Origin of the sequence: Kitasatospora sp. NPDC127116 (genome assembly GCF_042677365.1) — a bacterium.
GTDB lineage: Bacteria > Actinomycetota > Actinomycetes > Streptomycetales > Streptomycetaceae > Kitasatospora > Kitasatospora lactacystinica.
Genome location: NZ_JBHXTL010000078.1, coordinates 35,785 through 47,671 on the forward strand (window position 1 = coordinate 35,785; position 11,887 = coordinate 47,671).

The 11,887-nt window shown below is 75.8% G+C and carries 12 protein-coding genes; 8 read left to right on the forward strand and 4 right to left on the reverse strand.

Annotation, left to right across the window (positions count from 1 at the left end; genetic code table 11):
* Window positions 1-326: 326 nt before the first annotated feature.
* The 3 genes from ACFVHV_RS27860 (at window position 327) to ACFVHV_RS27870 (ending at window position 2,492) form a co-directional block, all read left to right on the forward strand.
* The gene (locus ACFVHV_RS27860) at window positions 327-929 is read left to right on the forward strand and encodes an FABP family protein (RefSeq protein WP_359909407.1); all 603 of its coding nucleotides are present in this window, start codon (window positions 327-329) and stop codon (window positions 927-929) included.
* A gap of 116 nt (window positions 930-1,045) precedes the next feature.
* A complete protein-coding gene (locus ACFVHV_RS27865; RefSeq protein WP_359909404.1) occupies window positions 1,046-1,510 on the forward strand; it encodes a Fur family transcriptional regulator in 465 nt (154 codons plus the stop codon).
* Window positions 1,511-1,529: 19 nt separating this feature from the next.
* Window positions 1,530-2,492 (forward strand): folate-binding protein, encoded by a 963-nt coding sequence (locus tag ACFVHV_RS27870; protein WP_359909431.1) that lies wholly within the window; start codon window positions 1,530-1,532, stop codon window positions 2,490-2,492.
* A 7-nt stretch (window positions 2,493-2,499) separates the two neighbouring features.
* Here ACFVHV_RS27870 and dtd read toward each other — a convergent pair whose 3' ends face one another.
* The gene (gene dtd, locus ACFVHV_RS27875) at window positions 2,500-2,940 is read right to left on the reverse strand and encodes a D-aminoacyl-tRNA deacylase (protein ID WP_224283110.1); all 441 of its coding nucleotides are present in this window, start codon (window positions 2,938-2,940) and stop codon (window positions 2,500-2,502) included.
* 633 nt (window positions 2,941-3,573) lie between these two features.
* Here dtd and ACFVHV_RS27880 point away from each other — a divergent pair.
* The 3 genes from ACFVHV_RS27880 (at window position 3,574) to ACFVHV_RS27890 (ending at window position 5,534) form a co-directional block, all read left to right on the forward strand.
* Window positions 3,574-4,194 (forward strand): ABC transporter substrate-binding protein, encoded by a 621-nt coding sequence (locus ACFVHV_RS27880; RefSeq protein ID WP_359909401.1) that lies wholly within the window; start codon window positions 3,574-3,576, stop codon window positions 4,192-4,194.
* Between the two features lie 72 nt (window positions 4,195-4,266).
* Window positions 4,267-5,226: an asparaginase gene (locus ACFVHV_RS27885; RefSeq protein ID WP_380354420.1), complete on the forward strand. Its 960-nt coding sequence runs from the start codon at window positions 4,267-4,269 to the stop codon at window positions 5,224-5,226.
* Window positions 5,227-5,324: 98 nt separating this feature from the next.
* Window positions 5,325-5,534 carry a dodecin gene (locus ACFVHV_RS27890; protein WP_359909395.1) on the forward strand — a complete coding sequence of 70 codons (210 nt, stop codon included), beginning with the start codon at window positions 5,325-5,327 and terminating at the stop codon, window positions 5,532-5,534.
* 58 nt (window positions 5,535-5,592) lie between these two features.
* Here ACFVHV_RS27890 and ACFVHV_RS27895 read toward each other — a convergent pair whose 3' ends face one another.
* The 3 genes from ACFVHV_RS27895 to ACFVHV_RS27905 are packed head-to-tail and all read right to left on the reverse strand — an operon-like array spanning window position 5,593 to window position 8,482.
* Window positions 5,593-6,417, reverse strand: coding sequence for a heme ABC transporter ATP-binding protein (locus tag ACFVHV_RS27895; protein WP_380354432.1), 825 nt, complete (start codon window positions 6,415-6,417; stop codon window positions 5,593-5,595).
* The gene (locus ACFVHV_RS27900) at window positions 6,408-7,469 is read right to left on the reverse strand and encodes an iron ABC transporter permease (protein WP_359909393.1); all 1,062 of its coding nucleotides are present in this window, start codon (window positions 7,467-7,469) and stop codon (window positions 6,408-6,410) included. Before ACFVHV_RS27900 ends, ACFVHV_RS27895 begins: the two co-directional genes overlap by 10 nt.
* On the reverse strand, window positions 7,466-8,482 hold the full coding sequence (locus ACFVHV_RS27905) for a hemin ABC transporter substrate-binding protein (RefSeq protein ID WP_380354424.1): 1,017 nt from the start codon (window positions 8,480-8,482) through the stop codon (window positions 7,466-7,468). The genes ACFVHV_RS27900 and ACFVHV_RS27905 overlap by 4 nt, the downstream gene beginning before the upstream one ends.
* A gap of 169 nt (window positions 8,483-8,651) precedes the next feature.
* Between ACFVHV_RS27905 and ACFVHV_RS27910 the strand changes: the two genes are divergently transcribed.
* Together ACFVHV_RS27910 and ACFVHV_RS27915 are read left to right on the forward strand one after the other, a co-directional pair.
* Complete coding sequence (locus ACFVHV_RS27910; RefSeq protein ID WP_380354426.1) at window positions 8,652-10,199, forward strand: HtaA domain-containing protein; 1,548 nt, start codon at window positions 8,652-8,654, stop codon at window positions 10,197-10,199.
* 54 nt (window positions 10,200-10,253) lie between these two features.
* Complete coding sequence (locus ACFVHV_RS27915; protein WP_380354429.1) at window positions 10,254-11,873, forward strand: HtaA domain-containing protein; 1,620 nt, start codon at window positions 10,254-10,256, stop codon at window positions 11,871-11,873.
* Window positions 11,874-11,887: the final 14 nt, after the last annotated feature.

Below are 11,887 nucleotides of genomic sequence, written 5' to 3' on the forward strand. Positions count from 1 at the left end.
CGCCCCCGCCGTCCGGCATCCCCGGAACCCTTGGGCAAAGCTTGGGCAGCCGCGGGAAGGCGGCGCGAACCGCGACGTGGTGGGGCTCACCGCGACCGGCCGGAACCCGGCGGATAGAGTGAGCCGAGCACAATCCACCACACTGTCGCCGCCTGGGAGCCACCCGTGTCCGGTCTGGAAATCTTCTTCGACGGTCTGCTGGCCCTCATGGCCGTGCTGATCACCTGGTTCGCCATCTTCTCGGTGATGAAGCTGTACCAGGGCCAGCGCTGAGCCTGCCGTACGGTTGAGGCAGGCCCACACCGACGAGAACAGCGACCAGGAACATGATCGAGATCCCTTCCGACCTCCACAAGGACGTCGTCCCGCTCGCCTTCCTCCTCGGCACCTGGGAGGGCGCGGGCGTCTACGCCCCTCTGCCGGGTGACGGGGGCCCGGGCGCGGAGAAGTGCAACTTCGGCCAGGAGATCGTGATCCGCCACGACGGCCGCCCCTTCCTGGAGTTCCGCTCCCGCACCTGGGTGCTGAACGAGGAGGGCGAGAAGGTCCGTCCGCTGGAGAACGAGCACGCGTTCTGGCGCATCACCAGCAACCACGACGGCACCAGCGGCGCCCGGGGGATCGAGATCTCCTCCGTGCGCGACGACGGCACGGTCGAGATCTGGTACGGCGAGCTGGCCGACGGCAAGCCGCAGGTCGACGTCTCCACCGACGCGGTCGCCCGGATCGAGGGCTCCCCGGAGTACTCGGGCGGCAAGCGGCTGTACGGCTTCGTCAACGGCGAGCTGCTCTGGGTCGGCGAGAAGGCCGCCCCGAACGTGCCGCTGCGCCCGTACATGTCCGCGCAGCTGAAGAAGGTGCTCAGCCCGGCCCAGCTGATCAAGGACATCAACGACCTGCCGGACGACGGCATCGCGTTCTTCAAGTAGGCCGATGGCGCAGGCCGGTCGCACGACCGGCACTTCCGTGCACGAGGTAGGGACCGGCCCGCGGCCGGTCCCTACACTTGCCCCAGGACCCCCGACCATTGGCAGGGACGAGTACCGTGGCGGACACCGGCACCACCGACTGGCAGCTCTCCGGCGACTGGAAGGCCGACCTGCGCGAACGCGGGTACCGGCTCACCCCGCAGCGCCAGCTCGTGCTGGAGGCCGTCGACGAACTCGACCACGCCACCCCCGACGACATCCTCTGCCACGTCCGCCGGACCGCCAGCGGCGTCAACATCTCCACCGTCTACCGGACCCTGGAGCTGCTGGAGGAGCTGGGGCTGGTGTCGCACGCCCACCTCGGCCACGGCGCCCCGACCTACCACCTGGCCGGCCGCCACCACCACCTGCACCTGGTCTGCCGGGACTGCGAGCAGGTCACCGAGACCAGTACCGAGATCGCCCAGCCGCTGATCGACAGCCTGCGCGAGCGGCACGGCTTCGACACCGACCTCAAGCACTTCGCCATCTTCGGCCGCTGTGCCGACTGCACCGCCAAGGTCGCCGGGGAGCAGCCGTAAGCTGGCCGGTATGACCGGTGTGAAGAGCCCGCTGCTTTCCCTGCCCGGAGCCGTCCCCGCCGAGGGGGCCGACGAGGGTGTCGCCGCCCACTACGGCGACATCTTCCGCGAGCAACGCAACCTGTCGCAGGGCGCCGGCTTCGTCGACCTCTCGCACCGCGGCGTGGTCACCGTGACCGGCCCGGACCGGCTCTCCTGGCTGCACCTGCTGCTCACCCAGCACGTCAGCGAGCTGCCGCCGCAGCAGGCCGCCGAGGCGCTGGTGCTCTCCCCGAACGGGCACGTCGAGCACGCGCTCTACCTCGTGGACGACGGCACCACCACCTGGGCGCACGTCGAGCCGGGCACCCAGGAGGCGCTGGTCGCCTACCTGGACGGCATGCGGTTCTTCTACCGGGTGGAGGTCGCCGACGCGACCGCCGAGTACGCCGTGGTCCACCTGCCGGCGGGCTCCACCGCCTCCGTGGAGGGCGCCGCCGCCGTCCGCGAACTCCCGTACGGGCGTGACCTGTTCGTGCCGCGCGGCGAGCTGGGGCGGCTCACCGCCGGGTACGGCCCGGCGGCCGGGGTCTGGGCGTACGAGGCGCTGCGGATCGAGGGCCACCGGCCGCGGCTGGGCTTCGAGACCGACCACCGGACCATCCCGCACGAGGTGGACTGGCTGCGCACCGCCGTCCACCTGCAGAAGGGCTGCTACCGCGGCCAGGAGACCGTCGCCCGGGTGCACAACCTGGGCCGGCCGCCGCGCCGGCTGGTCTTCCTGCACCTGGACGGCACCGAGGAGTCGCTGCCCCCGCACGGCACCGAGGTGCGGCTGGCCACCGACCCGGACGGGCGGGCGCTGGGCTTCGTGACCTCCTCGGCCCGGCACCACGAGCTGGGGCCGATCGCGCTGGCGATCGTCAAGCGGAACGTCCCGGTGGACGCCGTGCTGCTGGCCGGGACGGTGCCCGGCACCCAGGACGTGATCGTCCCGCAGTAGGGGCCGCTCAGACCTCGACGAGGACGGTGAACGGGCCGTCGTTCACCAGCGCCACCTGCATGTCGGCGCCGAACCGGCCCGTCTCCACCTTGGCGCCCAGCGCCCGCAGCTGCGCCACCACCTCGTCCACCAGCGGTTCGGCGACCGGGCCGGGGGCGGCGGCGTTCCAGGTGGGGCGGCGGCCCTTGCGGGCGTCGCCGTAGAGCGTGAACTGGCTGATCACCAGCAGCGGGGCGCCGAGGTCCGAGCAGCTCTGCTCGACGCCCTCGTCGTTCGCGGGCAGCAGCCGCAGCGTCCAGAGCTTGCGGGCCAGCTGGGCGGCCTTCGCGGGGGTGTCGTCGTGGGTGACGCCGACCAGGACGCAGAGCCCCGGTCCCTCGATCGCGCCGACGGTCTCACCGGCCACGGTCACCCGGGCCTCGGTCACTCGCTGCACCACTGCTCGCATGCCGCCATTGTGCCGGAGCGCCGTACGGCCCCCGGAGGGCCCCCGGTGGCCCCCGGTGGCCGTGGGGGCCTCCCCGCGCATCGGCCCGTGCGTCCGTTGCCGCCGCGTCGGACGCCGTGCGCCCACCGCCCCACCGCCCCCGCGCCCCCGTCGTGCCTCCGGGCCCGTGCCGCACCCTTCCCGTGCGCCCCGGCTGCCTCCCCAGGGCGCACACCAGGGGCGCGTGAAGCGGCTCTGCGTGCCCCTGGGTGCGCGCCTGCGCCGAATCGGGCGCTGCTCTTCCTGCGGAAAGGACCGGTCATATCAGCCACCCCTGTTCGCCAGGGGGCCGTTCGGGTGCACGGGCGGTGCGCGTGCGCCGGGCGGGGTGGCACGCTGGTGGACCGTACGAAGGGTCCGGGGCGCCAGGAGGTCCGCCGCGCCGGGCCGGGTTCGGCCTGGCGGTCGAGCCGGTAGGTCAGGCGTCTGGCGGTGCCGCCCCGGTGGGCGGTCGCGGCCGGGGACCGGAGCCTCCGGGGGTTCCCGGGCGTGCCGGTGGACGGGACGTGCGGCCCGTCGGGGGACGGGCCGGACCGGCGGCAGGGACGGGGTGCCGCGAGCGGGCGGGATCGGACGACGTCAGGTGGTTGGGTGATGGACGCGAGCAGCGCGGCGCGGGACCGGTCCGGGCCGGTGGTGCGGCCCCCCGGGGGCCCGCACGGCCCGGCGGCGGGCGCGGGGGACGAACCCGACCTGGAGCGGCTGGGCCTGGAGCAGCTGCGGGTGCTGCGCCGGGAGACCCTGGAGCAGGAGGCCGACCTGTCGTACCTGCGGCGGTTGCTGCACGGGCGGATGGACATCCTGCGCGCCGAACTCGACCGGCGGCCCGGCGCGGGCCCGGTCCCTACCGCCGGCCCGTCCGGCCCCGAGCCGGCCCCCGGCGACCTGCTGGACCGGCTGCCGGCCATCCTGACCGACGCGCCCTCCACCGTGCGGCGCTCGGCCCGGCACGTCACCCTCGGCCCGCCGCGCACCCGGGAGTCCGGGCTGGAGGCGGACGCCCTGATGGGCGACGTCCAGCTCGCCGACCTGGCCGCGCACCCGGCCGAGGAACTGCTGGCCGCGCTGGAGCGGCTGCGGGCGCACGAGCGGGAGGTGTCCGGACGGCGCCAGCGGCTGCTGCGCACGGCCGACGGTTGCAATGCCGAGATCACCCGCAGGTACCGTGATGGGGAAGCACGGGTCGACGACCTGCTCGCAGGGGGGCCGCTCTGACCGGGTGAGTCGCCGCGGGCGGTGGGCCCGGCTCCCGCCCGGCCCACCCTCGCCCCGGAAGGCTCACCCGCCATGTCCCTGCCCGCCACCACGCCCGTTCTCGCCGAGGTCGTGCGCTCCGGTTTCGTCGAGGGCCGCCACCGCGGCTCCCTGGTGCTGCTCGCGGCCGACGGCTCGGTCGAGTTCGCGCTCGGCGACCCGGACGCCCCGGTCTTCCCGCGGTCGACCGCCAAGCCGTTCCAGGCGGTGGCCACGCTGCGGGCCGGGCTGGCGATCGAGGGCGAGCTGCTGGCGCTGGCGGCCTCCAGCCACTCCGCAGAATCGTTTCACCTTGATGGTGTGCGGAGCATCCTCGGCTCCGCCGGGCTCGACGAGTCGGCCCTGCGCACCCCGGCCGACCTGCCGCTGGACGAGACCGAGGCGGAGCTGCTGCTCGCCGCCGGCGGCGAGCGCGCCCCGATCCTGATGGACTGCTCCGGCAAGCACGCCGGCTGGCTGGCCGCCTGCACGGCCAACGGCTGGGACACCGCGAGCTACCTCGACCCGGCCCACCCGATCCAGCGACTGGCCCGCGAAGCCCTGGAGGAGGCCACCGGCGAGACCGCCGCGCACGCCGGGGTGGACGGCTGCGGCGCGCCGCTGCTGGCCGTGTCGCTGACCGGGCTGGCCCGCGGCTACCGCGGCCTCGTGCTGGCCGCCGAGGGCACCGAGCCGCGTCGCGTCGCCGACGCGATGCGCGCCCACCCCGAGTACGTGGCCGGCACCCGCCGGGCCGACACCCGGCTGATGCGGGCGGTGCCGGGAGCGCTGTCCAAGATGGGCGCCGAGGCCGTCCAGGTGGTCGCGCTGCCGGACGGGCGGGCGCTGGCCTTCAAGATCGAGGACGGCGGCGAGCGGGCCCGCGGCCCGGTGCTGGCGGCGGCGCTGCGCCGGCTCGGGGTGACGGGGGCGGACGCGACCGTCGAGTGGATCGGCGCCGCCCCGCTGCTCGGCGGCGGCGTGCCGGTCGGCGAGGTGCGGGCGGCGTTCTAGGGCGTTTCGGGCGGTCGGCGGCCGACCCGTCCGGGTGCGGGCGGACCCGGGCCGGTGCACGGTGGACCGGGGGCCGTCGCACAGCTGAGGAGTCCGCCATGACCGACCATGTGTACCGGGTGACCGAGATCGTCGGGTCCTCGACCGAGAGCGTCGACGCCGCGATCCGCAACGGGGTGGAGCGCGCCTCCCGGACGCTGCGCAACCTCGACTGGTTCGAGGTCTCGCAGGTCCGGGGACACCTGGAGGAGGGCCGGATCAAGCACTACCAGGTGTGCATCAAGGTCGGCTTCCGGCTGGAGGACTGACCGGGCCCGGAAGCCCGACCGAGCCCGACCGGGCCCGGCCCGGCAGGACCGGCCCGGTTCAGCCGCGTTCCGGCAGCACCAGCGGCACCCCGGTGCGCGGGTGCGCCAGCACCTCCACGGGGTGCCCGTACACCTCGCTGAGCAGCGGGGCCCGCAGCACCTCGGCGACCGGCCCGTCCGCGACCGTCGCCCCGTCCGTCAGCAGGACCACCCGGTCCGCGTAGGCCGCCGCCAGGGACAGGTCGTGCAGCACCACGACCACCCCGTCCCCGGCCGCGGCCCGGGCCCGGGCGACCCGCAGCACCAGCTCCTGGTGGCGCAGGTCGAGGGCGGCGGTCGGTTCGTCCAGCAGCAGCAGCGGGGTGCGCTGGGCCAGTACCCGGGCCAGCGCCACCCGGGCCCGCTCGCCGCCGGACAGGGCGGTGAACGGGCGCCCGGCGAAGGCGGTGGACTCGGTGGCGGCCATCGCCTCGGCCACGGCCGCCGCGTCCTCGGCGGCCGCCGCCGTGCCCGCCCACGGCGCGCGGCCCATCCGGACCACCTCGTCGGCCGGGAACGGGAAGGACAGTGCGGCGGACTGCGGCAACAGCGCCCGGTGCAGGGCGAGTTCGGCGGCGTCGTAGTCGCTCGGCGGACGGCCGCGCAGGGTGACCCCGCCGCTGTCCGGCCGGAGGTCGCCGGCCAGTACGGACAGCAGGGTGGACTTGCCCGCACCGTTCGGCCCGAGCAGGGCGACCACCTCGCCGGCCGCCACCCGGGCGGCGGCGCCGGCCAGCAGCGGGCGTCCGCCGACCTCCAGCCGGACGGCCTCGGCGGCGAGCAACTCGGTGCCGGGTACGGGTCGTTCGGGGATCTCCCGGTGGCGGCGCAGCTTCACGCCCAGCCTCCCTGCCTGGTCCTGGTCCGGCGCAGCAGCCAGAAGAAGAACGGGCTGCCGATCAGTGCGGTGAGCACCCCGAGCGGCAGTTCGGCCGGCTCGGCGAGGGTGCGGGCGGCGAGGTCGGCGACGACCAGCACCAGCGCGCCGCCGAGCGCGGAGGCGGGCAGCAGGAAGCGGTGGCCGGGGCCGGCGAGCATCCGCAGCAGGTGCGGGACGACCAGGCCGACGAAGCCGATGATCCCGCTGACCGCGACGGCCGCGGCGGTGAGCAGCGCGACGACGGTGATCAGCACCAGCCGCATCCGCTCGACGTCCACCCCGAGGTGGTGGGCCGGGCGCTCGCCGAGGGCCAGCAGGTCCAGCTTGCGGGCGTACAGCGGGGCGACGGCGAGGCCGGCCAGCGCGAACGGCAGGACGGCCAGCACCTTGCCCCAGGTGGCCTGGGCGAGCGAGCCGAGCTGCCAGAAGGTGACCTGGCTGATCGCGGCGGAGTCGGCGGTGAACAGCAGGATGCCGATCAGGGCGCCGCAGAAGGCGTTCACGGCGACGCCGGTGAGGATCAGCGTGACCACCTCGGTGCGCCCGCCGGAGCGGGCCATGGCGTACACCGCGAAGACCGTCAGCAGGCCGCTCGCGAAGGCGAAGGCGGTGACCGTCCAGCTGCCCAGGGCGTCCAGGCCGAGCACGATGCAGGCCACCGCGCCGACCGCGCCGCCCGAGGAGACGCCGATCACGGCGGGCTCGGCGAGCGGGTTGCCGAACACGCCCTGCATCAGCGCGCCGGCGCAGCCCAGCGAACCGCCGACCAGCAGGGCGAGCACCACTCGCGGCAGCCGGACGTTCCAGAGCACCGACTCCGGTACCCGGTCCAGGGCGTGGCCGCCGAGGCCGAGGCGGTGGGCGGTGGAGGCGAGGATGTCGCCGAGCGGGATGCGGTAGGCGCCGACCCCGGCCGCGAGCAGGGCGCAGAGGACCAGGGCGGCGGTGAGCCCGGCGGTGAGCAGGGTGGTGCGGCGGACGGTCGGGAGGGCCTTCCGGCTCGCGGCGAGGGTCACTTGGCGTCCGCCGGGTAGAGCTGGGCGGCGATGTCCCGCAGCACCTGCGGGGTGCGCGGGCCGTAGCTGAGCAGTCGGCCGTCCTCGATCGAGACGATCCGGCGGTCGAGCCCGGCCGGGGTCTGGGCGACGCCGGGCAGTTTGAGCAGGCCGTCCACGCCGCCGACCGAGTCCAGCCCCTTGCTCATCACCAGGATCGCGTCGGGCGCGGCCTTGACCAGGGCCTCGCTGGTGAGCGGGGTGAAGTCGCCGGTGAGGCCGGCGGCGGTGCCGGCGTCCTCGCCGCCGACCGCCTCGATCAGCGAGCCGGCGCCGGAGGCGGGGCCGCCGAGCAGGTAGACGGAGGCGCTGCCGCGCAGGTAGAGGAAGGCGACCCTGGGGTGGCGGCCGGCGGCCGGGACGGCGGCCGTGGCCTCGTCGATCCGCTGTGCGGTGCGTTCCTTCAACTGCTGTCCGGCGTCGGGGACTCCGAGGGCTGCGGCGACGGTGTCGATGCGCGGGCCGACGTCGGCCAGCCGCTTGGCGTCGTCCAGGACGATCAGCGGGACGCCGGCCGCCCGGATCTGTGCGATCGCCTCGGCCGGGCCGGTGGAGCGGTCGGCGAGGACGACGGTGGGGTGCAGCGAGAGCACGCCCTCGGCGGAGACGTCGTGGGCCTGGGTGATCACCGGGAGCGCGGCGGCCTGCTGGAAGGTGGTGGAGACGTCCCGGGCGACCACCTTGGGGCCGAGGCCGAGGCTGAACACCAGCTCGGCGAGGCTGCCGTTGAGCGGGATGATCCGTTCGGCGCTGGTGACGGTGACCTGGCGGCCGTCGGCGGAGGCGGTGGTGGCCGGAAGGTGCGGGACGGGTTCGGTGGCGGGCGGCTCGACCGTGTCGGGTGCCCGGGAGGCGGTTGCCGTGACCGTTCCCCCGGCGGTGCCGCAGGCGGTGAGGGCGAGCAGCAGGCCGAGGGCGAGCAGCAGGAGGACGGGCCCGCGGGCCGCCCTGGATCGGATCGTACTGCTGCTCAACCTGGTTCCCTTCACGGGGAGTTGGTGCCGTGCTGCCCGGGGTGGGGGAGCGGGGCGGCGGGGGCTCTTGACTCATATATTAGGTTAGCCTTACCTCAGTTCCGCAAGGGGGTGGCCGTTGCCTGCCCCCCTGCGCCATCCCCCCGTGCCCCCCGAGGAGTGATCCGCCGTGCCCCTGTCCAGCCGGCTCCGCCGTCTGGCCGCCACCCTGGTGGCCGCCCTCGCCGCCCTGCTGGCGGTGGGCCTGTCACCGGGACCGGCGTCGGCCGCCGAGGGCAGGGTCTCCGGCGGGCGACTGGACTGGGGGATCAAGCAGTCCTTCCTGACCTACGTCACCGGGCCCATCGCCCAGGGGAGTTGGTCGCTGACCGGCGGCGCGGCCACGGTCGGCGGCAGCACCTTCCGGTTCCACTCCGCGAACGGCACCTACGACCCGGCGGCGGGTGCGCTGACCGCCGCCTTCTCCGGCGGCGTCCGGTTCACGGGGCACCGGGAGAACGGCGCCGACGCGCTCGACCTGAGCGTCGGCCGGCTCACCTTCAGGGCCGTCCAGGGCGGCGCGGCCGGGCTGTACGCGGACGTCAGCAGCAAGTCCAGGGAGACCGGCCAGGTGAGCAGCGCGAGCCAGGCCAGGCTGGCCGACCTCTCGCTGGCCGGCGTCGACCTGCGCGGCGCGGCCGGCACCCTGACGCTGAGCGGCGTCCCGGCGACCCTCACCGACGCCGGGGCGAAGGCCTTCGGCGGCTTCTACCAGGCCGGTACGGCCCTCGACCCGCTCACGCTGTCGGTCAACCTGCCCGCCGCCCAGGAGAAGCCCGCGGCGCCCGCGCCGGCCGCCACCCCGGCGCCCACCGCCGCTCCCGCGACCACGCCGACGCCGGTTCCGACCACCGGGCCGGCGTCCGGGCCGACGTCCGGGCCGACCGCCCAGGCCCCGGCCCGCACCGGGTTCGCCGACGGCGCCCTCGACTGGGGGGTCCGCCGCACCTTCCGGGACTACGTCACCGGCGCGGTCGCCCAAGGCCGTTGGGAGCTCGGCGGCGGGGCGGCGGACGGTGGCGCGTTCTTCCGCTGGACCCCGGCCAAGGGCGGGTACGACCCGGCCACCGGCGAGCTGACCGCGGCCTTCACCGGCACCGTCCGCTTCACCGGAATGCGCGCCGGCGACGGCTACGGCCTGGACCTCACCCTCGCCAACCCCGGCGTCACCGTCTCCGGCGGCCGGGGCCGACTGCTCGCCGACGTCTCCGGCCGGACCCCGGACGGCGGCACCCGGCAGCTCCCCGGTGTCGAGCTGGCGACCTTCGACCCGGCCGGCCTCAAGGCCGAGGGCGGCCTGCTGCGGGCCGTCGAACTGCCGCTGGAACTCACCGAGGGCGGCGCCGAGGCCTTCGGCGGGCTGTACCCGGCGGGCACCGGGATGGACCCGCTGAGCTTCGCCGTCGCCCTCGACCCGGCCGCCGCGCTTCCCCCGCTGCCCGACCTCGGCAGCGCTCCGGTCACCCCGCCGGGCGCCGCCGCGAGCCCCGCCGTCCCCCCGGCCGCCGCGCCCGTCGCCGCCTCCTCCTCGGACGGTGTCCCGGTGGCCGCCGTGGCCGGTGGCGCGGTGCTGGTGGCGGCCCTCGCCACCACCGGCGGCCTGCTCGTCCGCCGCCGTCGGGCGGCCGCCGCGGCCGGGGCCCCGGCCGCCGGGCCCGACGCCGACGAAGCGGCCTGACCCCTCCCGGGAGCGTCCCCCCGCTCCCTCCCCCATCCGAACGGAGTACCCAGCATGTCCCGCAACCGCACCCGGCCGGCCGCCCTCGCGGCCGTCACCGCCGGTCTCGGCCTGACCGCCCTCGGTGCCCCCGCACTGGCCTTCGGCGCGGGCGGCCCGAGCAGCGTCACGTACGACACCGGCGCGCTGGACTGGGGCGTGAAGGCGAGCTTCCGCTCCTACATCGAGGGCCCGGCCTCCCAGGGCGGCGCGATCGAGCTGACCGGCGGTGCGACCCGCAACGCCGACGGCACCTTCCACTTCGGCCTGGCGAACGCGGCGTACGACCTCACCACGCACGCGCTCAGCTCCTCCTTCACCGGCGGCGTGCACTTCACCGCCCACCACGGCGCCCTGGACGTCGCGCTCAGCGATCTGCGGATCACCACCTCCGGCACCACCGGCACGCTGACCGCCGACACCGCCTCCAAGGAGTCGACGGGCGCCACCGAGGTCACCCGCCGGGACGACGTGCCGCTGGTGACGTTCACCGTCGCGCGGGACACCACCAACGGGGTGCCCGCCGCGGCCGAGCTGACCGAGCAGGGGGCCCGGGCCTTCGCCGGCTTCTACCCGGCGGGGGCGGACATGGACCCGCTGTCGCTGCTGCTGAAGCAGGGCCCGGCCACGCCCTCGCCGACCGCGACGGCCACCACCGCGCCGTCCGCCACCTCCTCGCCGAGCGCGAGCACGAGCGCGAGTCCGACCGGAAGCCCGAGCGCGACCGGAAGCCCCACCGCCACGCCCACCGCCGTGCCGACCTCGACCCCGTCCGGCACGCCCTCGGCCACCTCCTCGCCCTCGGCCGGCCAGTCGCCGAGCGCCACCCCGTCCGCGGGCGGCAGCCCCGGCACGGTCCCGTCCGGCCTGCCGGTGCTGAAGGGGGCGCTGGAGTGGAAGGTCAAGGAGAGCTTCCGCGCCTACCTGGCGTCGCCGATGGCCGCCGGGAAGGTCGAGTTCGGCGGCGGCGCGGCCGACTACCGCTTCGGCGGCGCCACCGGCGCGTACAACACCGCCGACCACTCGCTGACCGCCGCCTTCGACGGCTCGGTCCGCTTCCTCGGGCACCCCGGCAAGGACGGCTGGGCGCTGGACACCACGCTGTCCAAGCTGGGCCTGACGATCGGCCGGGACGGAGCGTTCCTGACCGCCGACGTCAACGGCAGGTCCCCGGACGGCGCGTCGACCTCGCTGCGCGGTGCCAGGATCGCCAGGCTGGACGTTCCGGCCTCCGCCCTGAAGCCGGTCGGCGGCGTGGTCACGCTGGCGAACGTCCCGGCCACCCTCACGGCCGAGGGCGTGCCGGCGTTCTCCAACTACCCGGCCGGTACGGCCCTGGACCCGGTCAGCGCCACGCTCGCCTTCGACAAGGACGCCGAGCTGCCGACCGCCCCGCCCGCCGGTTCCACCGGCGGCGGCTCGGCGGCCGGCGGCGGCCGGGGCGCCGGCAACGGTAGGTCCGGTGGCGCCTCGCTGACCACGAGCGGCCTGACCGGTACGGGCGGCGGCTCGCTGGCCGCCACCGGTGCGGACACCCCGGTGGTCCCGTTGCTGGCCACCGCGGCCGGGCTGCTGCTGGTCGGCGGCAGCGCCACCGTGCTGGTGCGCAACCGCCGCGGTGCCGCCCGGGCCTGACGGCGGGCGGAGAC